This is a genomic window from Pseudoalteromonas sp. J2K-J031 (assembly GCF_058197095.2).
Genome location: NZ_CM200279.1, coordinates 194,466 through 217,120, shown reverse-complemented (window position 1 = coordinate 217,120; position 22,655 = coordinate 194,466). Strand labels below are relative to the sequence as shown.

Sequence of the window (22,655 nt, the reverse complement as noted above, 5' to 3'; positions counted from 1 at the left end):
GGGTAACTACGCCACATTCAGGAATGATTCAGTCAAAAAAGGCTTTTATAAGTTAAACCCTCATTGGCGGATGAATCACTATGCTAAAACCAGTCATATTTATATTAGCCTTTGCAAGTATGCTTATTACTCACTATGCAAACGCAAACACCACCTTAAATGATACTGAAAAAGTAAAAGTAAATCAGACTAATAACGTGCCAACGATCAACATCGCTCACCCCAGCAAATCAAATGTCACCAAACCAGCCAATACTACAGCAAGCCAAATTTGGATTTATGAACTACAAACCACCACCTATCAAGACATTGATAATGATGGCTATTATCAAAATCTTGCTCTTCAACTCGATTTAGATACGCAGACAAATCAAAGCCGCCAAGTAGCAGCCACTTTTTATCTACAAAGCAGTAATGGTCACTTACATCATTTATTTAGCAGTGATTTTTTTACCATATCTGGTAATAGCACCAAAGATAACCAGTACTTTGAGTTTCAGCTACTCAGTGACTTTAGCAGCGACTATTACCAAATTATTATTGATATCCAAGACCGTAATCAGCAACGTTTACTCTATGCCGACAATCATGATTTTAGCGCATTGCAAGACATCGCTTTAGAAAGTCAGCGTTTCGATCAAGACAATCAACTCTCTATTTATTCATTACGATTAACGCTCGATCACGATGCGGATAATGACGGCTACTTTGAAGCATTCACATTACATTTAGATGCTGATAGTCGCTATCAAAAACAAACGGTTGTAGCCGATTTAATCATAGACAACCAAGTGGTATATACCAGTAGACCATTTACTCTTTATGGTAATTCAAGCTCAGATCAGCAGCATTTTGACGTCATACTGGCAAATGGTTTTAGGCCGAGTCATTACGACCTATCAATTGAGATTCGTGATGCATCCTATGGGTATCAATTACATTATTTGCAATCTTCCGCTTGGACGTCTCTTGGGCATATAGCCTTAGAATCGAGAGATTACATCAAGCAAAATAATTATCTTGAAATAGAAGTAATACAAAGTGCAGGCAGTGTATTTTGGTTACTGGGTGGGTTATTGCCACTCATTTGGTTAAAGAGAACAAAAACTTAGCCATAAATTTGCAATGACAGTCAGTAAAACTGTCGCTAGACTTAGCACACACCATGTTTGGGGATTATATGACAATAAAACGCATCATTGTATTGCACGGTTTATACATGTCCGGTTTTGTTATGCGCCCACTGTGTCATCAATTAAAAAAGGCGGGCTTTGAGATTTTAAATCTCACTTACAATAGCTTATCACCTGACAAAGAAACCATTTTTAAACAAATGGATGCGTTTATTGGCGATCAGGATACCGCTTTAGTGTGCCACTCGCTTGGCGGCTTGATTGCCAGAGCCTACTTAGAAGCAAGCAGCACTAACGCACAAAAAATCAGCAAGGTGATCACCCTAGGCACGCCACACAAAGGTAGCCAAATTGCCAAACACATGCAAAAAAAAGGCTTTGAACGATTATTAAAAAATAGTGTGGAGTTTTTGCTCTCAAATAATATTGATTGGCCATTCCAAGCCAAGTTATATAGCATTGCCGGTGACTTACCCATTGGATTAATGCCTATTTTACAAAAAGGCAGCCAATCTGATGGCACTGTATTACTCGATGAAACCAAATTACATGGCATGGCTGAACATAAAGTTTTTCACTTAAGCCACACCTCCATGATTTATTCGCGCCAAGTCATGCAATACATTCTGACCACACTCAATACAGACAGCGCTCATTAAACTATTCACAATTTAAAAATAAAAAAGGCAGTATAAAAACTGCCTTATTCATCTAGATAATACCTAGATGGCTGCATCTGCAGCGCAAAGTAAACCACTTATTATTTTTTAGTTTTTAAAAAACATCACCACACTCTGAACATTAAGCTTACCAAGATATTGAATTAACTCTCTCTAGCTAAAGAGCTTTAAGAGCAATAAAACCTTTGATTGCCCAATAGCAGGCTATTCACGCTTACCTTGCGAGGTTAGCTGTGACAAAAGCTCACTGAAATAGATTTATTATCTCGCGACTCAGTGTGCAGGTGTTTAATGCTCGCTCGGATTGTTTCGCTCATCTGCTTCGGCATATTTATAAGCAATAAACGCAATCAAACCAATGATTAAAGGAGTCGGCGCTGCGATATAGCCAAATGCATCTGAATTGGCATAACTTGCCCCAGCTAAATGACCAACAACACCCACAACAAATGCCAAAATAGCAATTACAACTACGACGATTTCACTTTTTTTAACTGTATGCATGATAATCCCTCACTGTATTTTTGTTTCAACACAGCCAGTATTGATTATTTATTGAGCGCGAAAATTGACCTAAATCAAGTTCATTTAGCCAAAAAGGTTAAAGCGGTAAAAACCTTGTTTTAGAACAAGTTTTAAGCTCAACACCCAAAAATGCATAAAAAATGGCGCGATTTATGCGCGCCATTGATATGTACTACCTATCAGATTTTGGTTATGACATAGCCCATTTCAGCATTTGTTTAAAGCTCGGCTCTTTACCGTACATCACCATGCCCATTTTAAACATGCGACCTGCTAAACGGCGTGCATACCAACAGGTCAACACTAGTAAGGCAATAGACAAAATAGGTTGCCACATACTGACTTCAACTAAGGCCATTTTAACTGGCATAGCAGCAAACGATGTCAGCGGAAAATAACTCAGCATCGCCAGCGCAAAGCCACTTGGGCTATCCATCACAATAAACGTTAAAATCATCGGCACTAAAGGCAACATCATAAACGATGATTTACCACTGTGGTTTGGGTCATCAATTGCAGCTGCAACCGCGGCCATAAAGGCGGTGGCCAAATACAACCCTAAGCTGGCAAATATCAATAACCACGGCAATAAATGCCAATCAATAAACGATAAATCCAACCCCTGCCCTCGGATAATCACCTGCATAAAACTAAAGCCTAACACCATTGAAATCAGCATACCGGCCATCGCTTTTAGTGCTAATAACATTTGCCCCAAAATTTTGCCGTCAATCCACGTTTGCGCATCCATACATGCATAAAGCTGCTCAGTAACACGCTGTTGTTTTTCACCGGTAATCGAGACAAATATTTGTGCAAAAGACACAAAAATCCCTATCGCCATGAGTAGCAAAACGCCTATCGCGGTAAAACTTGACGCTTTTTCTTCGGTTTTTATCTGGCTATCTAAATACTGATTATAAATAGCCACAGGGTGTTGTAACTGAGCCAGTTGCGCCTGCGTTAGCCCTAGCTGCTGCGTGACTTGTGCGGCATAATGGCGCTCAAGCACGCTCGCTAAGTCACTTTGCCAACCATGCTTACCTTGACTATACAAGTCAAATGTCGCCACTTGCGACTCACTTGGCTGTGCAACTAACACAGCATCAATATCACCCGCCTTGAGCTGTGCTAACAACTGCTCTTTTGGCAGAGTTGACTGGGTAAAAACAAAGTTTTCAATCTCACCGTTTGGGGCATGATCTGCAATAACGGCCACTTGGTATTGCGTAGCGACAAATTCCTGACTGCTATGCCAAAAAAACACCACAGCTGCAATACCAAGCATCACTAATTTGCTAATAAGCTCTTGCTTCCATTTGAAAAAGTGCATGAACTCCCATTTAGCAACCAACCACGTATTATTACGCTGCGACATTATTTTTTTCTCCTTGATGCTCTGAAATCGCCTTGAGGTAAAGTTGATGTAAATCCATCTTTTTACTGTCTAATTTCGTAATATGACCCAAAGTCAGCAATTGCGTTAAAGCGTCGTTGACCTCACTGGTACTGGCTAAACTCACCACCACAGCATTGTGCTCATTTAAGCTAAAAGTAAAATTGCGAAGCGCTGCACTCATTTGCTCCAATGTAGGTAATTGAGAAAACTCAACAACAAGCTCGGCACCAACACCAATTTGCTGCTGAATATCCGCCAAACTGCCATAAAGCACTACCTCTCCATGATTCATTAACAACATACGGTCAGCCATTTTTTCAACCATCGACATCTGGTGCGCACTTAAAATCACCGTCATACCTTGCTGTTTAAGCTCAGCTAAAAACAGCACCACTTTTTCTTGGTTAATTGGATCTAATCCCGAAAAAGGCTCATCTAAAATCACAATTTTTGGCTGATGCAGTACCGCATTCACCAACTGAACTTTTTGCTGGTTACCCTTAGAAAGCGACTTCAGCGGCTGATCTTTTCTATCGAGTAACTCAAAGCGCTCAAGCCAATCATCCATCCGCGCTTTGGCCGTCGCTTTATCTAACCCATGCAGCGCAGCAAAATACAGTAAGTTTTGCGCCACGGTTTTTTCGGCGTAAAGGCCTCTATCTTCAGGTAAATATCCGAGTTGGTCATTGGGAATGGCAGCATAATGTTGATTGTTAATATTAACCTGAATTTGCCCTTGATCTGGCTGGGTAAATCCCACCAACATTCTCACTAAAGACGACTTTCCCGCACCATTTGGGCCTAATAAAGCAAAGATTTCACCTTGCTGAACAGCAAAACTAATCCCCTTTACCGCTTGCACTGTCGCGTAGCCTTTAACGACACCTTCGACTGAAATCTGCATCATTGTTCCTTTTTATTTTTTGAGTTCAGCGATTCTAACCTGTTGTCACAACATAATTTCACCAGTCATCATTTTTTATTGCCGCTTATCACTTAAGCAATCTCAACACTGAGTAAATAAATCTCTCTGGCAAATATTTTCAACGTTAACCACTTTGGATTAACTTACTAAGCCCGCTTGTGGTGAGTTAATTCACTTTGTCATACTTAAAAAATTATTGTCCCAAACTCAAACTAAATAAAAAAGGCGCTCAATTGAGCGCCTTAAAAATAAAACCAAGTCAAAATCATTGTACAAATAACTGTAAAGTTCCTTTTTTAACTTCAGCCTGACCTTTAATACGGTATTCATAATAAAAACGAGCTGAGTTTTCAGAGTCAGCCATATGGTCATCATCAGGAAAATAATACTCTGCTTTTTGATACCATAAACCATCAGCTAAAACGGTGTAAAAAACGTTATTATATCCAGACTTATCGCGGATAACCTCATTACCAGCAAGGCTGGTAGCAAAGACCTTTGAACGCCCAATAGAAGTGCCATCAACTATAGTAAGCACTTCGAAATGCTGATTGATTGAACCACGTTTTACAGTTTCGAATAAAGTGAGGTTTAAATAATCTAACGTCTCCATCGATTTAGGTATGAATAGAGTCGAATGGTTATATTGGTTTTGAAATGAAGCTTCAACACCTGCAGTATTTTTTGCCACGATTAACTTGCCCGCATTCATTTTATTATTATTATCAAGCACCAATTCATTAATGTTAAACTCTTGAGACACTGTTTGATTTATTTCAAATTGCTGCTCTGCGGAGTCATAAATATTCACAGCTAATCCGCTTTCTTTATCAACGATATTACTCAACCTATATCGATAGAAACCAGGCGACAAGGCTTTGCTTGCTGAAGCTTTTAAAAATGTATCGTTATAAGTTAATGAAGTTTCAAGTTCGACAGGTGTTGATTCTCGCTCAAGAACTGTCACTCCGGCAGGTACATTATCAGTTTCTGAATCATTTCCTTTGGTAATTTTTAATTGATTTAATTTTTCAAGTAAAACTGAGTTTTCAGATAGGCTTACCGGTTTTTTAAAAAAGACATTATAACTAGAATCAATATTATTCAATCGCTTGCTGACAATCCCATTACCATAATAAGAGCCATTAGACTCCTCTTTTGGCATGACAGCTATTTTCAACGTGTCATTGATAAGCTCAAGTGTCGTGTGATTGTTATTTATAAGACCCGAATACGAAACAGACACACCTTCAGGATTCGGTTTAATTAATACTGAAGCGCTATTGAACGTCACATCATTGAATTTAAAACTGGGCACACTAACAGTGAGCTGGTTATTTCCCTTATATTCAAATGTATAACTTTGAGTTTCAGGGCTGTATGTCACCGCTTGATTTGGTGAATTTTCATAACTCGTAAAGAGCGTTAAATCCGGGATCACTTCCCCAAACGGATTAATCAGCTGTAATTCAACACCAAAGCTTTGCACAAGCCCGTTTGGTTTTACATAAATAACGTCTTGCAAAGCTAAATCGGATGAATTGAGGGTGCTTCTATGTGTTTCTATAAAGAAATAATCATTTTTACCATCAAAATCAATATCAAATTTAAATTTAACCTCTGCGTTTAGAGCCTTAGGCAGCATTAAAGAATAAAGACCTGTTTGAGCATCGAAGGTGGCTCGTTCCAAGTGCTGCTCCAAATCCGAATATGTATCATTAAGGTATGCTGAAATTGTGTATGACACATCAATATTTTCTAACGGATTATTTGAGCCATCTTCCAAAATAGAAAAGGTTTTTTCTTCACCTTGAATCAACTTTAATTTACCTAAACTTTGTAAAGCGACTTGTCCGCTAGCAGCTCCTGATGTTTTCAAATAAAAGCCCCGAGTAAGGAATTTACCGCTTTCATCTTTGAACTCAATAATTAGGTCGCTATTTGGGTTAAGTTCTTTAATTTCAAACTGATTTGACGTCAACTTTTGAGCTTCTGACCATTTACCTGCAATGTGATAGCGCATCAACAATCCATTAATGACTTCCCCAGACAAATACTCTGATACAGTGCCTGTTAAAGTTACTGAGCTTTCTGTTGTTTTATTAGTCTTGTTGATTTCATCAATGATTTGCTGAGTGTTGTCATTATCTTCAACTTTTAAACAACCTGAAAGTAAGAATGCAGAGCTAATAGCTAGAGGGATGAGTAGTTTTTTCAACATTATGTTCCTATATTCCTTTAGAAAAATTCCGTTTATTGTACATTAACTCCTCCCTTAAAATGCGTAAAAAGGCTCTCCAATGTAATGTTTTGTAAATAAAAACCATTCAGTTTCAACTTTACCTTTCATCGAAAAAAACACACAATATAAACACGATATTTCGTGGCTTAGATTATGAACGATTTAAAAAACTTGTTAGCAAACTCAGATTTATTGCTCAATGCTGTCGGTGAAGGTATTTACGGATTTGACCTTGAAGGCAATGCGGTGTTTATAAATCCCGCAGCTGAACGTATGACGGGCTGGAAAAACAATGAATTACTCGGTAAAAAAATCCATCAGTACCATCACCATAGCCATGCTGATGGACGCTGTTATCCGGCTGACGAATGCAATATTTACGCAACCGTTAAAGATGGCAAAACCAGACATGTCGATAACGAGGTTTTTTGGCGTAAAGATGGCAGCCGATTTGATGTTGAATATACTTCTACGGCTGTGTATCACCAAGGTGAAATAGTTGGTGCTGTGGCGTTGTTTCGAGATATTAGCCAGCAAAAACAAACTGATTTAGCGCTGCGTAATGCGCTCAATGAAATCAGGCTATTAAGTGAAAAGCTACTTGCCGAAAATGTCTATTTACAAAGTGAATTATCAGAAAGCTGGGCAGGCTCGGGTTTAGTAGGTCAAAGCCCAATTTACCAATCAATGCTTAGCCAAATCGAATTAGTAAGTAAAACCGACAGTACAGTGCTGATTTTAGGTGAAAACGGCACAGGTAAAGAACTCGTAGCGCGCAATATTCATCAGCTCAGCCAACGCAAAAATGCGCCTTTAGTGAAAGTAAATTGCGCGGCATTTAGCGAGAACCTCCTTGAGTCTGAATTGTTTGGCCATGAAAAAGGCGCATTCACCGGTGCAAACGAGCGTCGCAAAGGTCGGTTTGAGCTCGCTGACAAAGGCACTTTATTTTTAGATGAAATTGGTGAGCTCTCACTGACTGCACAAAGTAAGTTATTACGAGTTTTACAAGAGCAAGAGTTTGAGCGTGTAGGCGGAAATCAAACTATTAAAGTGAATATTCGGATTATTGCGGCAACCAATCGTGATTTACGAGCCATGGTTGATCAAGGGACATTTCGGATGGATTTATTTTATCGCCTCAATGTATTTCCCATTGCTGTACCAGCGCTTCGCGAACGATTAGAAGATATTCCTTTGTTATGTATTAATATTTTGGGACATTTAAATAAAAAACTTGGCAAACAAATTAAAAGCATTAACCAACACAGCTTAGCGGCGTTAATGAAATACAATTGGCCGGGTAATATCCGCGAGCTACAAAATATCCTCGAGCGAGAAGTAATTTTATCGCACAGTAGCACCTTAAAGTTACAACAAAAATTGGTGAGTCAGGGCGCAAGTGGCCCACAACCGATAGTCACACTGGCAGAAGCCGAAAAGGACTATATTTTACAGGTCTTAAAACATTGCCATTGGGTGATTGGGGGTGAGCACGGTGCGGCAAAACAATTAGGCTTGCCAGCCAGCACGTTACGATCACGGATGCAAAAATTAGGGATTAAGCGATAAAATGCGACCCTTTTGTTATCAATAACCTTTGCTTAGCCTATTTCGATTAGGATTTAAAACAATCAGCACTGTGATCATTAATCAAACCACATGCTTGTAAATGGGCATAACAAATGGTTGAACCAAAAAACTTAAAGCCCCGTTTTTTTAAATCGTTACTAATAGTGTCCGACAACGCAGAGGTCGCAAGGTAATCCCCTTTACTTTGCGGCCGATTCACTATCGGTTGATGATTGACATAACCCCATAAATAATTCGAAAAACTACCAAACTCATGCTGAATTTTTATAAATGCTTGAGCGTTTGAAATGGTGGCATTAATTTTTGCACGATTACGAATAATGCCACTATCTTGCATCAACAATTCAACTTTTTGTTGGTCAAAACCCGCAACTTGTTCCACATCAAATTGTGCAAAGGCCGCACGATAACTCGCCCTACGCTTTAAAATGGTGTACCAACTGAGCCCCGCTTGCGCTGATTCTAACACCACAAACTCAAACATTTTTTTATCGTCATATACTGGCTCACCCCACTCTTCATCGTGGTATTGCACATAATCAGCTTTTGTTAAATCCACCCAAGGGCAACGACAAAGCGCCATATTATTCATAGTGTTACTCTTATTATAAAAATATTTTTAATAATTAACCCGCCCCCTGCGGCACAAGGCACGGCCACAAGCGGTACATTTAAAAAACCGAGTTAACCTGAGCTTTGGTTAAGAGATTTACCAACGTATTGATATTGAATTGGTAAATGTTTTTTCAAGTCTGTTGTAGCCGGAAACTTTTAAGGATAACAAGGCGAATTTACGCGTCAATAGCTGGCCTATTGTAAGTAAATTCAACGCCGTTAGCGTTGAAAGTAGCCGCTGGAGATAAATTTATTATTCAGAGCTCAGGTGAGTTGACCTTAGCAATAAAAAGCAATGGTATTCCACTTTAAGATTGCTTAACCTTGAATGCGACAACAGCTAATTGAGATTAACACCCTATGAGCGACTTAAAAAGCGCGGCACAACAAGCCCTTAGTTTGATGGATCTGACCAGTTTAAATGCTAATGATACGCCAGAAACAATCCGTGCATTATGCCATCAAGCACTAAGCCCAGCAGGGCACACAGCCGCTATTTGCATCTACCCACAGTTTATTACTTTTGCGCGCGAAACATTAAACCAATTGGGCGCACAAGATTTCACAATCGCTACCGTAGCAAACTTTCCTGATGGGTCGACCGACATAGCAAAGGCAACCCAAGAAACTCTCGCCGCCATTGAATTAGGGGCTGATGAGGTGGATGTTGTTTTTCCGTATCGCGCCCTGATAGACGGTGATGAACAAGTTGGTTTTGATTTAGTGAAAAGCTGTAAAGCAGCCTGCCACAATAAAGCGCTTTTAAAAGTGATTCTTGAAACCGGCGAATTAAGTCAGCCCGCTTTAATTCAAAAAGCCTCTGAAATTGCCATTGCTGCTGGTGCTGACTTTATCAAAACATCAACCGGAAAAGTCGCTATCAACGCAACCTTAGAGGCTGCAAAAATCATGCTTGAAGCAATTAAAGAGCATAGCCTAAAGTGTGGTTTTAAAGCCGCTGGAGGCGTAAAAGATGCCGCACAAGCCGAACAATATTTACAGTTAGCTGCCAGTATTTTAGGGGACAAGTGGCCGAGTAAAAACACCTTTCGTTTTGGTGCTTCAAGCTTATTGGCTAATTTACTCGACACCTTAGGGCATGGCACATCAAGCACCCAATCATCGCACTATTAACTCTCCTTTAAATTAGCCGCCCAAAAAATGCTTTATTAATGAACAATAAGGCATTGTTCTCATCTTTAGCGCCCAGGGGAAAAAAAACACAATAAAGCACGACATACCGTTCAACCCACGAAATACCGCACAAAACACAAAGAGAATTAAATTATAACCACTTAAAATCAACCACTTAATGAAATTTAAAATTGGCATGTTACTTGAGGTGTAGGATTATTACCGTCATTGAGAAACCCGTTATGAAATTTGATTTCAAAGAAGAAGATTTAATCATCAAACCCTATAAGCAAGATCAAAGCATTTATGTGCGCGAGCAAAAAGGTCGATTTCAACTCTACCGCAGAGTGCTAAACTGGCTGTTAATGCTTAGTTTTATTCTAATCCCCTTTATTCCTTATCAGGGTCAACAAGCAATTTTATTTGATGTCGCCAATCAGCAATTTCGCATTTTTTCACTCACCCTATGGCCACAAGATTTTATGCTCGTCGCTGGACTTTTTATGGCCGGTGCTTTTGCGTTATTTTTTGTCACCAATTGGCTTGGCCGAGTATGGTGTGGCTATGTTTGCCCGCAGACCGTATGGATGCTGATGTTTATTTGGGTCGAGCACAAAATTGAAGGCACCCGCAATCAACGTATCAAGCTCGATAAATCAGCGAACACCGCCGAAAAAACACTAAAAAAAGCAGCAAAACACTCAATTTGGATTGCTATGTCGGTGCTCACAGCTACCACTTTTATGAGCTATTTTATTCCGGTTTATGATTTGTACACCGACCTTGCAACATGGCAAGCAAGTGGCTTAGTGGTGTTTTGGGTCTTTTTGTTTACGCTTTGCACTTATGGCAACGCAGGTTGGCTGCGCGAAAAAATGTGTATTTACATGTGCCCTTATTCTCGTTTTCAATCCGTTATGTTTGATAAAGATACTTTATTAGTCACCTACGATAGCGCGCGAGGTGAAAATCGCGGCCCCCGTAAACGTAAAGACGATCCAAAAAGTAAAAACTTAGGCGATTGCGTTGACTGTAATTTATGTGTGGAAGTGTGCCCTGCGGGTATCGATATTCGTAATGGTTTGCAATATGAGTGCATTAACTGTGGTTTGTGTATTGATGCGTGTAACCAAACGATGGAAAAGTTTGGTTATCAAAAAGACCTCATTAAATACACCAGTGAAAATAATATGGCGGGTAAACCCACCAACCCTTGGCGCTTAAAACTAGTGGGTTACGCTGTGTTTACTGTCGCTATTTTTGCGATTATGGCAATTTGGCTGGCGGTGCGAGTACCGCTTGAAGTATCGGTGCTGCGCGATCGCAATGTCTTGTATCGTACCAACTTTGAGGGCTTAATTGAAAACCCTTATACCTTAACAATTAGCAATAAAACACAACAAGTACAGCACTTTAACATTAAAGTAACAGGCATTGAGCATGCAACACTTAGCGCTCCTAACACCATTACAGTGCTACCGGGAGTGATGCAAAAAATCCCAGTGACTTTAATTGCTGACGGATACGATTTAGCACATAAAGTCACCGATGTGGCCTTTACCGTAACAGGCGTTGATGATCCACAACTTACCTTAACCAAAGACTCTAAGTTTTATAAAAACTAACTTTCCAACCAATTAAAACCAATGTGCAGGTTAGCCTTGTCTATACAAGTGTAACCTGCTTTTTATTGGTTATTAATCCACTCACTCAGTACAACATGCGTTTTGATTTTTATGATATCTGGATGGGCATCAAGCCCTTCACGTATTTGATGTAAGCGTTGCATTGAAGGGGCATTCACATAAACCAATAAGTCCATATCCCCAGTGATCCCCCTGCAGGTTACCACCTCAGGAATAGCCTGAAATACATGCACTACATCTGCGCAGCGGGCGCATTGATGCTGAATTTCAAAATACGCCGTTACACCTTCTTTTTGCGACTCACTTAATAGCACTTGATAGCCACGAATTAGCCCACTTTGTTCAAGTTTTTTTAATCGCTCCGATACCGCAGAACGCGAAAGGCTCACGACTTCCGCAATAGCAGAAATACTCACTCGGGCGTTCTTTTTTAGCTCGGCAATAATATTCTGATCAAATTTATCCATAGTCAGCCCTCGGCTTTACAATTGACCAACACTTTGTCGGCTTTTAGCCTTAATACCGTTAAATAGTTGGTTAGAATAGGCAGAATGTTACCTCATTCCAACTTAAAATAATCATTCAACTTATTGAAAGTACATAAACATGAAAACAAACCACTCAGGTATTGGCCGCTGGCAAGGTGCCGGCTTAATGGCGACAACGCTGCTAGGCACCAGTATTTTTATTCTGCCGCAAATGACCATTAATATTGCCCATCAAAGCGCTTTAATTGCTTGGTTATTACTGACGGTGGCCATTATTCCGGTGACATTAGTGTTTGCCCGCCTAAGTGCCCTGCACCCTCACGCCGCAGGGCCTGCCTATTTTGCCGAGCAAGCCTTTGGCAGACTAACAGGCCGAGTGATTGGAGTGATATTTTTGTTTGTCGTGCCAATTGGTGCACCCGCAGCCATTTTAATGACATTTCAATTTGTGAATTCCTTAGTGAGCCTCACTCCTTTGGGGCAACTTTTAATGGAACTTGGCACGCTGCTTTTATTATTTTTACTCAATTATCGCGGTATTCATGTCTCTGCCAAGTTACAATTTCTACTCACATTAATGATTGTATTTGTGGTGCTTTTACTACTGGGCGCTGCAACATTCACCCCCTCAATGCCGGTATCAAACACAACCGTTGTGGAGTTTGATTTCATCATGCTAGCGGCAGGTTTGGCTTTTTGGAGTTTTTTAGGAGTCGAAGCCATGACACACCTTGCCGATGACTTTAAACACCCTAAACGCGACATGATCCCCGCCATGATGATCGGCACTTTGCTGGTCGGCGCATTATATTTAGCATGCACTTGGTTACTACTAAAAGTGCCCAATACTGAACCTCTGGCAATGGTTGCTGCTTTTAATCAACTGATTGGCGGATATGGTGCGATTGTCATTGGCGCTTTAGGGATTGCAGGCGGTCTTGCAACCGTTAATGTTTACACTGCCAGTGTGGCACGCTTACTGTGTAGTTTTAGCCAAGATGGCATCATGCCACGCTATTTTAGCCAAAAAAATCGCTTTGCGGTGCCCACTCGGGCATTGAGTTGTATGTTACTGCTCATGGCGAGCGTGCTAATTCTCACCTATCTCACACAGCAAAATATTGAAGATTTAATTGCATGGGTCAATGGGGTTTTTGTGGTGATTTACTCAATCAGTATGTTGGCAGCATGGCGTTTATTAGCCAAAAACTCTCGCCCGCTTATTTTACTTGGTCTTTTATTATGCTCAGGTTTAATTTACGGGCTGGCTGCGCACATGCTGTATGCGGTGATCTTAATTACGAGTGTTACACCACTACTTTATTGGCAGCTTCAGTACCAAACGGGTAAACAAATCAAAATCGCATCACTAAACGAAACGACCATTTCTGAACCAAACATATAATTTAAGTACGAGTAATAAAAAACGACAAAACTATTTTATTACTCGCCTTCCTATCTAATGAAATCTAACGTCTCTAGTTGATTTCAGATAGTGCTTGCGAACCTTAAGAGCATTTGGCTCAAATTATTAACCCACCACAAACCTAACCAATTGAAATATATAAAATCACAAAAATAAGATTGCAAATTACCTTGCAAAATAGTTAGTTTAATAAACATTAACTTTGCACTTTCAATTAAGGTTTAGGCATGACAACCAGCACGATAAAAAAATACGTTGTAGCGTTAGATCAAGGAACAACCAGCTCTCGAACCTTAATTTTTGATCATCACGCGTCAATTATTACCACGACACAAAGAGAATTGACCCAGTATTATCCTCAGGCAGGATGGGTTGAGCATGATCCGATGGAAATTTGGGCCAGCCAAAGCGCGACTTTAATAGAGGCATTATCTAATGCGGGGATCCACGGTAATGAAATAGCAGCTATTGGCATTGCCAACCAACGTGAAACCACGGTTATTTGGAACAAAAATACCGGTAAACCCATCCATAATGCCATTGTTTGGCAGTGTCGCCGCAGCAATAACATTTGCCAGCAGCTAAAACAACTCGGACATGAAGAGTATATAAATCAAGCCACTGGGCTTGTACTCGACCCTTACTTTTCAGCTAGTAAAATAAAGTGGTTACTTGATAACGTACCCAACGCACGTGCGCAAGCAGAACAAGGGGAGTTACTTTTTGGCACAATCGATACTTGGCTACTCTGGAAACTAACAGAAGGTAAAGTACACGCAACCGACCCCACCAACGCATCGCGCACTATGTTATATAACATCCACCAGCAAAACTGGGATCAACGTTTACTGAAAATTTTCGACATTCCTAGCAACTTACTACCAAATGTGATGCCATCAGCTGCGATGTATGGCACAACACGCATCGCAGGGCAAGACAGCGAAATAACAATTGCAGGCTTAGCTGGCGACCAACAAGCGGCCTTGTTTGGCCAATTTTGTACCGAATCAGGTAGCGCTAAAAATACATACGGCACAGGATGCTTTTTATTGATGCACACAGGCGCGCAGGCTGCGGTATCAAAACAGGGTTTATTGACCACTATCGCGATTGGCCCACAAGGTGAAATAAATTATGCGCTTGAGGGGTCGGTCTTTATGGGGGGCGCCACAATTCAATGGCTACGAGATGAGCTAGGCCTAATTCGCGAAGCGAAAGACACACACTATTTTGCAACCCAAGTAACCGACACCCAAGGTGTTTACTTAGTGCCTGCTTTTGTTGGTCTTGGCGCGCCTCATTGGGATCCGGATGCCAGAGGTGCACTTATAGGGCTTACAAGAGGCACAAATCGCAATCATATTATCCGTGCATCGCTCGAAGCCATCGCCTATCAAAGCCAAGATTTACTGGCTGCAATGTGCCATGATAGCGGTATTACGCTGACTGAATTAAAAGTCGATGGTGGAGCTGTAAATAATGATTTTTTAATGCAATTTCAAGCAGATATTAGCAATGTAGCTGTAATACGCACCACTCAAAATGAAACCACTGCTGTAGGTGCTGCGTTTTTAGCAGGTTTGACCGTTGGATTTTGGCCTAATATAACAAAATTAAAACAAAATCTGGTGGTTGAGCGAGTATTTCACCCTACTTTAGCTGATAATCAACGGACGAGCCTACTTAAAGGCTGGCAAATGGCTTTATCTCGCGTGCAAAGTAACGCCATACAAAGCGAATAAACAATTCCCTTTTCCATATTATTTAGGGTCAAAATGGATATTACAGAATTTAAAGAACAAACTCGGCTGAACATAAAATCAAACGCAAAACTTGATATCGCCTTTATTATCATGAATATGCTGGCAGCTATTATTGCGAGCTATGGCTTAATTGCTAATAGCCCTGCGGTTGTTATTGGTGCCATGATTGTTGCAACCCTGTATTCCCCCATCTTAGGCGTAGCGTTAAGTGTGGTGGAAAATGACAAAAGCTTAATGAGTGATTCACTCAAGTCGATTGTATTAGGCTCGCTGCTTGTTTGTTTTGTCGCTTTTATTATCGGCTTTATTCATGGCGATATTCCTATTACCCCTGAGATTATGGCCCGTACAACTCCTAATTTTATCGATTTAATGATTGCACTCGCCGGTGGAGCGGCTGGGGCCTACGCAACAATTTCACCCCGATTAAGCACTTCATTTGTGGGGGTCGCTATTGCAACCGCCCTTGTTCCCCCCTTATGCGCAGCCAGTATTTTATTAAGCAAAGGTGAATTTGAATTAGCGCAAGGTGCATTTTTATTAACATTCACCAATATTTTAGCCATTCAATTTATTTCTTCGCTGGTATTATGGTTTAACGGTTTTCATGGTTTTTTGAATTGGGATGGCATCACTTTTACTACGGTTATCAAACGAAATGCCATTTCTCTTTTATTGCTCTTACTGATTACTGGCGTATTACTAATGAATTTGCAGTCTATTGTCGAAAAACAACTCTATGAGAGTAAAGTTCGCCGCATTATCAATCAAGAATTCAATCAGTCTACTGCGGCGAATGTAGTTAAAATTCACTTCGAAGACAACAACGATACATGGCTGGTAAAAGTAGTGCTGCGTGCGCCCATCAAACCAAGTGCAAGCATTGTGCAGCATTTAGAATCACGACTAAATAATGAAGGCTTGCGTCAAAAAATTGAGGTAAGGATCCGCTACATCAGTATTGAAGTGATTGATAGAAATGGAGATGTCTTACACTATCAACCATCTGAGCTGTCAGATTCTTAATCAACAGATCGCATTAAGCTGCATATTACTCGCAGCTTAATGCCCGCATGTAGCGGCAACCTGAATACTGGATAATAAAACTCTATTTTCAATGGATTACCGTGCAGTAGTGTGATTACCGTGCAGTAGGCTCGCTATTGATGCGACAATCAGCCTTATTTCACTTGAAAATCTCTGCCCATAACTCAGGTTAAATCACCCTGATGCATATACCCGTCGTCTTTCAAGATACTCGAGTGGTGGCCGCGTGCCACATGCACCTTGAAATCCATTGGGTATAAATCGAGCACAGGTAATACTTTATCAAAAACGACATTTATTTTATCTATACAAAAAATATTCCCAACACTCTTCACAATACGTTTGTGATAATATAACATTGCGCTATATTATCACATAACATGAAGCCCAACCCAGATGTATCTAAAACGATTTAAACTCAGCGCCCTTGTTTGCACATTAACTTTATTGACTGCCTGTAATAGCGAAATCGATAAAATGGCTGCTGAGCAAAGCAAACAAAAAGATAACGACCATAAACATGAAACAATTGTTTCTAAAGGTCGCTTAGCGATTAGTCATGCAGATCAAGCAAGCGTGTCATTGTTTGAATTAGATAAAAATCAGTTATTAGATAGCTTTAATACCACCCATGTTGTTGATGGTTTATACGCAAGCCCTGGATTACGCTATGCGGTTTTAGTGCAGCGCGCAAATGACCTTGTTGAGTTTGTTGATGGTGGCTTATATCAGGAAGACCACGGTGATCACGATCATGGCTACAAAATAGACCCAAGCATGATTGGCTTTAATATCAGCCACGTTAAACCAACCCATTTTGATGTCAATGAAGAACGCGCTAGCTTATTTATTGATGGTGACAATACCTTAAATATTCCAGCTGGATTTTTAATTCTTGATGACCACGGCATTAAAGAAGGGAAAATTGTCGCTGAGCACACGTTCGAAAACGCAATGCACGGCACAGCACAGCTGCGCGAAGATTTTGTACTCACAACTCATCGCAGTGATGCAACAACCAATACACTGCCTGACTTTGTAGATTTATATCATTTGCATGACGACCACTTTCATCAAGAGCAGCGTTTTGAACTGAGCTGCCCAAATCTACATGGCAGCGCACAAAATCACGAGCACATTGCTTTTGGTTGTGGTGATGGTGTACTTGTTATCACCCAATCGGGCGAAAACTTCACTAACAGCAAGATTGCAAACATCGCTGACATGCCAGCAGGTGCAAGAATTGGCTCGCTAAAATCAAGTCACGATAGCGAACTATTTATTGGTAATGCAAAACGTAACTTCTTTTACCTGATTGATCCTGAAAATCAGCAAATGAGCGAAATTACATGGCGTGAAAATGACAGTGTTTCTGTTGTAGCCTCTGTTGCAGATCAAGAAGAAGGCTACCTATATGTCATCGACAACCAAGGCTATTTATCTATTTTTTCAGCCGAAGCACAATGGCAAGTAACGGCTCGCTTTAAAGTACTTGAGCAAGCTGACGATACCTTAAACTTAACTTATTCACGTGCTGATGAAACGTTATTCATTGCAGCCAAACAACAGCAAAAAATTATCGCTGTTGATTTACATGAGCAAAAAGCAAGCACCTTGTTAGAGCTTGATTTTGTGCCAAATAAAATTACCTGGTTAGGGATAGCCCAAGAGCATGATCACTAACTAGCACTGAGTTCACTTAATTTCTGCCCCCGATATTAAGTAACAACCCTGACAAATGTAGTTGTTGTTCCCGAAGCCTGCTTTAAGTTTACTTATGGTGGGCTTTTTTTATTGCTAAGCAAGTGCCGATAGCGTCTAATGGATTGAAAATATTAGTACTTTTTGGAGCGTTTCGTGGCTATCACTCAACAACAAATCAGCACCTGTTTAACTGAGCTTCAATGTCGCTCAAACTTCAACATTAAAAACCTAACCGAATACATGCTCCCTAATAGTAAAGAAGCCTTTTACTTACACATTGAGAGCGGCGTACCCCAACTGATAATTCGCCCAGCCTATGAAGTATTTGTTGCCGATTTAAACGCACTTGCAGGGGTAAAGCATAAAGAAGGGTATTTTCACAGTGCTGAAATGACACGCTTCCCAACGCGTATTTTTAAAAGCAGCAAACCCATTCACTACGGCTTAGCGTTTAAGTTTAGCGACGAAGCGGCTATAAAATTATTTGTAAATAAACTCATTGCTATCATTAGCGGCAGCTAAATTTCCGTACCAATTTCGAGTTGTTTTTTATATGCTTGCACATACATTAACAAGGATATAACAATGATAACTCGATTATTTATCAGCTTTGTGCTGATACTTTGCACATTAACCTCTCCCTTTTCCGACGCTGTTGAGCTTAAAAATTTATTTAATGCGATGCAGTATAACGATGTACAAATTTCGCCTAGCGGTGACTACATCTCCATGCGAATTAACCATCAGGGTAAACAAGCACTTGCTGTGACCGACCGTAATACACTGAAATTTGTTGGTTTAATCACCCTTGAAGGCAATAGCGAAGTTGGCCCTTACGTTTGGGCAAATGATGAACGCTTAGTCATTGAAGTCGTACAAAAAGCAGCTTGGCTTGAATACACTGAATCTTATGGAGAGCTGTTAGCGGTTGATTATGATGGTAAAAACTCAAACCTGATTTATGGTTATCGTTCAGGCGAAAACCAAACAGGCACGCGCCTTGCCCGCAAACAGCAAGACTATGGCTGGGCGACTATAGTGGATACCTTGCCTGATGATAAACGCCATATTTTAATCTTGTCGACCGCCATGAATGATCGACAAGATCGCTTAGGCGAATTGCGTAAAATTAATATCTATCGCGGCAATCAAAAGGAGTTAGGTAGCGCCCCTGCTCCAAATGTTAAAATTGTCACAGATCAGGAGGGTGAGCCTCAACTCGCTATTGGCCTTAGCAAAGAAAATGAAAAAATGGTGTATTTTAAGGTCGATGATCAATGGCAAAAAGTGAATAACGCACAGTTTGGATCAGCCTTCACCCCGCTTACAATCACCAATGATAACAGTGGTTTTTATGCACTAGACAACTTAAACCAAGATTTAACCGGCTTGTTTAAGTATTCGTTTGTCGATGGGAGCTATAAACCTGTATTCACTGATAAAAAAGTAGATGTTTCATCTGTAAATCTCACACATGATGGTAAAAACATTTACGCTTTACGGTTAGATGATGGCTATCCGGTTTATATTTTACTTAATAAAGCACTTCCTGAAGCAAAAGCATTTAAAGATATTTTAACGACCTTTACCGGTAATGCAGTGAGTATTGAAAGCCAAACCAAAGATGGCGAACTCTCAATTGTCAAAGTGTCTTCTGATGTTAATCCTGGTGAATATTATATTTATAATCAAAAGAAAAATGAGCTTAAGGGTCTTTTTCCCAATAGCTTAAAGATAGCTAAAGACCAATTAGCATTCACAGAACCTGTCAGTTTCAAAAGTGGCGATTTTACTGTGGCCGGATATTTCACCAAAGCAAAACAGCAAGCGCAAAGTAACACAATTGCACCATTGGTATTGCTAGTTCACGGTGGCCCGCACGGAGTCCGAGATACATGGGGTTTTGATCCTGAGGTGCAATTCTTAGCTCTCAATGGCTACTCGGTATTACAAGTCAATTACCGAGGTTCAAGCGGTTATGGGGAGCAATTTTCGCGGGCTGGTTATCTCAACTGGGGCACAACCATTCAAGCAGACCTTAAAAATGCCGTTGATTGGGCTATCGCTCAAGGCTTAGCAAAAGCAGATAAAGTCTGCATCATGGGGGCTAGTTTTGGTGCCTATTCTGCTGTCCAAAGTGCCATACTCTACCCTGATACTTATCAATGTGCTGTCGCCAATGCGGGAATTTACGACTTAGCCTTATTGTACACCAAAGGTGACTTACAAAAACGCAGCAGTACAGAAGATTATCTTAGTAAAGTCATTGGCACTAACGACGCAATACTCAAACAAAACTCGCCAGTGTATGGTGCTGATAAAATCAAGGCACCTTTATTTTTAGCTCATGGCGAGCGTGATGAACGCGCTCCCGTTGAGCATGTCATTAAACTTAAAGAAGCGCTTGATCTTCATAAAAAAACGTACACCTCTTTTGTAATTGAAAAAGAAGGTCATGGTTTTTGGAATATTGACAATCAAATGAGTTATCTCAATGAAGTAAAAACCTTTTTAGATAAACACTTACTTTAAGCCCCTTGGGCTGAGGCACATGTCTCAGCCTTTGCTTTTAGCGCTCTGCGTTTTTTATTTACATGTTCAACATAACTTTGCCCGATACCAGCGGCAATAATTAAGCCACAACCTGCTTGCTGTAATCCCCCTAGCTGCTCATCAAAAATGAACCATGCCAGCATCACCACCGCAACGGGCTCAATATAGGCCAATGTTGAAAAGGTCATGGCGGGTAATTCTCGTAACGCTTTGACCGCAAATAACATCGCCAAAAATCCAGGAATGATACCAATAGCAAGCAACCACGCAGCTTGATGCATTGAAATAGTGACAGGTTTGGCTAGTACAAAAGGTAAAACACATAAAGCGCCAACTAAAAGCTGCACTAAGGTACTTTGATAAGGGGTTTGAGTCGTTTTTTTGCGGTTTAGTAAAATGAATGTGCCGTAACTGAGCATGCTCAAAACACCATAAAATAAACCCAATCGCTCTTGTGTAGAATAAGCAACTGCTAGCTCAAAATTCATCATCATAGCAAAACCAAACAAAGCCAACAAAATAGCCGCCAAACTCGCCGCACTTAACCTTTCATGGTAAATAAAATGAGCAACAACAGCGGCCAATAACGGGGCAAGGTAAATCAACATAATTGCATTGGCCATAGTGGTGTATTGCATGGCTTCGATATAACACACCATAAAACTGGCCAACATAACCCCATTGAGCACAGTGCTCCAAGCGGGTTTATGCCAAATTGTTTTGTATTGCCGACTTAAGAATAAATAAACAAAAACACACAACGCCCCAATAGCTAAACGAAAAAATGTGATGTGCTCGGCAGGTAAGACAGCAAAACGCGCAAAAATCCCGATTGTTGCCATAAAAATGGCTGATGCCAATACATAAAAAATAGGCCAAAGCAACGTAGGCATACTCTGTGCTCCTCAAAATTAAGATTGAGAATGTATCCTGATGCCTACAAGGGTGCAATCAATACTATTTAGCCGTTATTAATGATGATGACTGCTTTCAATTTGAGTACCATCAGCATGATAAAATCCTGAAGCACCATGCGAAATAAAGCCGAGTTTAATCATCTTCGCAAGCATCGGGTCTGATTCATTATCACCCACATCGGCATAATCGGTAGTTTGATAGCTATCCCACACTGCAAACTTTTGTTTTATTGCATCTTCAGACGTCACAAGGTGTTTAAGTTGCCACTCTTCGCTCGCATCTTTTTTTATCGCTTTTAAAGATTGTACTAACTTTTGCGCAGGTAACCACTTAACCGTTAACACGACCACCTCATTATTAAGTGTATAGGTTTGTAATTGCTCACAGCCCTCACCGCTTTCATGTATCAAGGTCATGTTGTCGAACTGCTGCTGAGTCATAAGCTGGTATTTATCATGCCAAGCTGGCACTGCAGTTGTGCCGATTAAATCAACAGATTGATATTCAATACCATGTTTATAATCTTCAAAGTAACGAATAGGGCGAATTTGACCATTACTCAAATGCTGCCAAATTTCACTCATGCGCTGTTCAGGTTGATAATGTGCCACTAAATTGCCATTGCGCCAAAGCTCAAATGGCTGACTGACAACCCCCTGACCTTTTTGTGTAACAATGGTGTACTGAGCTGCCAGCAAAGATGGGTTGAGTGTGCATGCCGAAATACCCGCATTGGCATAACTAGTCATGCACAGCGCTAAGGTCGAGAGTAAATATTTCATAAGTAACTTCTTAAAAATAAAAAGGGGCTGAAGAGCCCCTAATTTACTACACATATTTGACAGTTTTATGTGCCTATCATGT

Annotated in this window: 19 protein-coding genes; 11 read left to right on the top strand and 8 right to left on the bottom strand. The window is 40.5% G+C overall.

From position 1 onward, the window contains the following. The first annotated feature begins 80 nt into the window (after window positions 1-80). Together AC3KZC_RS01010 and AC3KZC_RS01005 are read left to right on the top strand one after the other, a co-directional pair. Entirely contained in the window at window positions 81-1,112 is a 1,032-nt protein-coding gene (locus AC3KZC_RS01010; protein ID WP_490578293.1) for a choice-of-anchor H family protein, read from the top strand. Between the two features lie 68 nt (window positions 1,113-1,180). Continuing rightward, complete coding sequence (locus AC3KZC_RS01005; protein ID WP_490578294.1) at window positions 1,181-1,792, top strand: lipase family alpha/beta hydrolase; 612 nt, start codon at window positions 1,181-1,183, stop codon at window positions 1,790-1,792. 309 nt (window positions 1,793-2,101) lie between these two features. Here the strand turns inward: AC3KZC_RS01005 and AC3KZC_RS01000 are convergent, their stop codons facing one another. From AC3KZC_RS01000 to AC3KZC_RS00985, 4 genes are all read right to left on the bottom strand, one after another. Next, a complete protein-coding gene (locus AC3KZC_RS01000) occupies window positions 2,102-2,317 on the bottom strand; it encodes a hypothetical protein (protein WP_490578295.1) in 216 nt (71 codons plus the stop codon). Window positions 2,318-2,528: 211 nt separating this feature from the next. Then, window positions 2,529-3,716: an ABC transporter permease gene (locus tag AC3KZC_RS00995; protein ID WP_490578296.1), complete on the bottom strand. Its 1,188-nt coding sequence runs from the start codon at window positions 3,714-3,716 to the stop codon at window positions 2,529-2,531. Continuing rightward, window positions 3,703-4,641 carry an ABC transporter ATP-binding protein gene (locus AC3KZC_RS00990; RefSeq protein WP_490578297.1) on the bottom strand — a complete coding sequence of 313 codons (939 nt, stop codon included), beginning with the start codon at window positions 4,639-4,641 and terminating at the stop codon, window positions 3,703-3,705. The genes AC3KZC_RS00995 and AC3KZC_RS00990 overlap by 14 nt, the downstream gene beginning before the upstream one ends. 286 nt (window positions 4,642-4,927) lie before the next feature. Next, on the bottom strand, window positions 4,928-6,883 hold the full coding sequence (locus AC3KZC_RS00985) for a hypothetical protein (protein ID WP_490578298.1): 1,956 nt from the start codon (window positions 6,881-6,883) through the stop codon (window positions 4,928-4,930). 174 nt (window positions 6,884-7,057) lie between these two features. On the opposite strand from AC3KZC_RS00985, the gene AC3KZC_RS00980 reads away from it, so the two are divergent. Beyond that, window positions 7,058-8,476 (top strand): sigma-54 interaction domain-containing protein, encoded by a 1,419-nt coding sequence (locus tag AC3KZC_RS00980; RefSeq protein ID WP_490578299.1) that lies wholly within the window; start codon window positions 7,058-7,060, stop codon window positions 8,474-8,476. A 46-nt stretch (window positions 8,477-8,522) separates the two neighbouring features. On the opposite strand, the gene AC3KZC_RS00975 is transcribed toward AC3KZC_RS00980, so the two are convergent. After that, window positions 8,523-9,089 carry a DNA-3-methyladenine glycosylase I gene (locus AC3KZC_RS00975; RefSeq protein ID WP_490578300.1) on the bottom strand — a complete coding sequence of 189 codons (567 nt, stop codon included), beginning with the start codon at window positions 9,087-9,089 and terminating at the stop codon, window positions 8,523-8,525. 383 nt (window positions 9,090-9,472) lie between these two features. On the opposite strand from AC3KZC_RS00975, the gene deoC reads away from it, so the two are divergent. After that, window positions 9,473-10,246 carry a deoxyribose-phosphate aldolase gene (gene deoC, locus AC3KZC_RS00970; RefSeq protein WP_490578301.1) on the top strand — a complete coding sequence of 258 codons (774 nt, stop codon included), beginning with the start codon at window positions 9,473-9,475 and terminating at the stop codon, window positions 10,244-10,246. A 242-nt stretch (window positions 10,247-10,488) separates the two neighbouring features. Continuing rightward, the gene (gene ccoG / locus AC3KZC_RS00965; protein WP_490578302.1) at window positions 10,489-11,871 is read left to right on the top strand and encodes a cytochrome c oxidase accessory protein CcoG; all 1,383 of its coding nucleotides are present in this window, start codon (window positions 10,489-10,491) and stop codon (window positions 11,869-11,871) included. A gap of 62 nt (window positions 11,872-11,933) precedes the next feature. Here the strand turns inward: ccoG and AC3KZC_RS00960 are convergent, their stop codons facing one another. Beyond that, a complete protein-coding gene (locus tag AC3KZC_RS00960) occupies window positions 11,934-12,359 on the bottom strand; it encodes an Lrp/AsnC family transcriptional regulator (RefSeq protein WP_490578303.1) in 426 nt (141 codons plus the stop codon). Window positions 12,360-12,498: 139 nt separating this feature from the next. Between AC3KZC_RS00960 and yjeH the strand changes: the two genes are divergently transcribed. From yjeH to AC3KZC_RS00930, 6 genes are all read left to right on the top strand, one after another. Then, window positions 12,499-13,785: an L-methionine/branched-chain amino acid transporter gene (yjeH, locus tag AC3KZC_RS00955; protein WP_490578304.1), complete on the top strand. Its 1,287-nt coding sequence runs from the start codon at window positions 12,499-12,501 to the stop codon at window positions 13,783-13,785. A gap of 248 nt (window positions 13,786-14,033) precedes the next feature. Next, a complete protein-coding gene (glpK, locus tag AC3KZC_RS00950; protein WP_490578305.1) occupies window positions 14,034-15,548 on the top strand; it encodes a glycerol kinase GlpK in 1,515 nt (504 codons plus the stop codon). 33 nt (window positions 15,549-15,581) lie between these two features. Continuing rightward, window positions 15,582-16,595, top strand: coding sequence for a DUF389 domain-containing protein (locus AC3KZC_RS00945; RefSeq protein ID WP_490578306.1), 1,014 nt, complete (start codon window positions 15,582-15,584; stop codon window positions 16,593-16,595). Between the two features lie 417 nt (window positions 16,596-17,012). Next, on the top strand, window positions 17,013-18,299 hold the full coding sequence (locus tag AC3KZC_RS00940; protein ID WP_490578307.1) for a hypothetical protein: 1,287 nt from the start codon (window positions 17,013-17,015) through the stop codon (window positions 18,297-18,299). Window positions 18,300-18,473: 174 nt separating this feature from the next. Continuing rightward, window positions 18,474-18,842, top strand: a complete 369-nt coding sequence (locus tag AC3KZC_RS00935; protein WP_490578308.1) for a hypothetical protein — start codon at window positions 18,474-18,476, stop codon at window positions 18,840-18,842. Between the two features lie 63 nt (window positions 18,843-18,905). Then, window positions 18,906-20,852 (top strand): alpha/beta hydrolase family protein, encoded by a 1,947-nt coding sequence (locus AC3KZC_RS00930; protein WP_490578309.1) that lies wholly within the window; start codon window positions 18,906-18,908, stop codon window positions 20,850-20,852. Here AC3KZC_RS00930 and AC3KZC_RS00925 read toward each other — a convergent pair. Both AC3KZC_RS00925 and AC3KZC_RS00920 read right to left on the bottom strand, forming a co-directional pair. After that, on the bottom strand, window positions 20,849-21,766 hold the full coding sequence (locus AC3KZC_RS00925; RefSeq protein WP_490578310.1) for a DMT family transporter: 918 nt from the start codon (window positions 21,764-21,766) through the stop codon (window positions 20,849-20,851). The two genes, AC3KZC_RS00930 and AC3KZC_RS00925, sit on opposite strands and share 4 nt — an antisense overlap. A 78-nt stretch (window positions 21,767-21,844) precedes the next feature. Further along, window positions 21,845-22,573, bottom strand: coding sequence for a hypothetical protein (locus tag AC3KZC_RS00920; protein ID WP_490578311.1), 729 nt, complete (start codon window positions 22,571-22,573; stop codon window positions 21,845-21,847). Window positions 22,574-22,655: the final 82 nt, after the last annotated feature.

Coding starts and splice junctions, on each gene's coding strand:
- AC3KZC_RS01005 (WP_490578294.1), top strand. CDS start 1,181: ATGACAATAAAACGCATCATTGTATTGCACGGTTTATACATGTCCGGT.
- AC3KZC_RS00920 (WP_490578311.1), bottom strand. CDS start 22,573: ATGAAATATTTACTCTCGACCTTAGCGCTGTGCATGACTAGTTATGCC.
- yjeH (WP_490578304.1), top strand. CDS start 12,499: ATGAAAACAAACCACTCAGGTATTGGCCGCTGGCAAGGTGCCGGCTTA.
- deoC (WP_490578301.1), top strand. CDS start 9,473: ATGAGCGACTTAAAAAGCGCGGCACAACAAGCCCTTAGTTTGATGGAT.
- ccoG (WP_490578302.1), top strand. CDS start 10,489: ATGAAATTTGATTTCAAAGAAGAAGATTTAATCATCAAACCCTATAAG.
- AC3KZC_RS00960 (WP_490578303.1), bottom strand. CDS start 12,359: ATGGATAAATTTGATCAGAATATTATTGCCGAGCTAAAAAAGAACGCC.
- glpK (WP_490578305.1), top strand. CDS start 14,034: ATGACAACCAGCACGATAAAAAAATACGTTGTAGCGTTAGATCAAGGA.
- AC3KZC_RS00930 (WP_490578309.1), top strand. CDS start 18,906: ATGATAACTCGATTATTTATCAGCTTTGTGCTGATACTTTGCACATTA.
- AC3KZC_RS01010 (WP_490578293.1), top strand. CDS start 81: ATGCTAAAACCAGTCATATTTATATTAGCCTTTGCAAGTATGCTTATT.
- AC3KZC_RS00940 (WP_490578307.1), top strand. CDS start 17,013: ATGTATCTAAAACGATTTAAACTCAGCGCCCTTGTTTGCACATTAACT.
- AC3KZC_RS00990 (WP_490578297.1), bottom strand. CDS start 4,641: ATGCAGATTTCAGTCGAAGGTGTCGTTAAAGGCTACGCGACAGTGCAA.
- AC3KZC_RS01000 (WP_490578295.1), bottom strand. CDS start 2,317: ATGCATACAGTTAAAAAAAGTGAAATCGTCGTAGTTGTAATTGCTATT.
- AC3KZC_RS00985 (WP_490578298.1), bottom strand. CDS start 6,883: ATGTTGAAAAAACTACTCATCCCTCTAGCTATTAGCTCTGCATTCTTA.
- AC3KZC_RS00925 (WP_490578310.1), bottom strand. CDS start 21,766: ATGCCTACGTTGCTTTGGCCTATTTTTTATGTATTGGCATCAGCCATT.
- AC3KZC_RS00945 (WP_490578306.1), top strand. CDS start 15,582: ATGGATATTACAGAATTTAAAGAACAAACTCGGCTGAACATAAAATCA.
- AC3KZC_RS00995 (WP_490578296.1), bottom strand. CDS start 3,716: ATGTCGCAGCGTAATAATACGTGGTTGGTTGCTAAATGGGAGTTCATG.
- AC3KZC_RS00975 (WP_490578300.1), bottom strand. CDS start 9,089: ATGAATAATATGGCGCTTTGTCGTTGCCCTTGGGTGGATTTAACAAAA.
- AC3KZC_RS00980 (WP_490578299.1), top strand. CDS start 7,058: ATGAACGATTTAAAAAACTTGTTAGCAAACTCAGATTTATTGCTCAAT.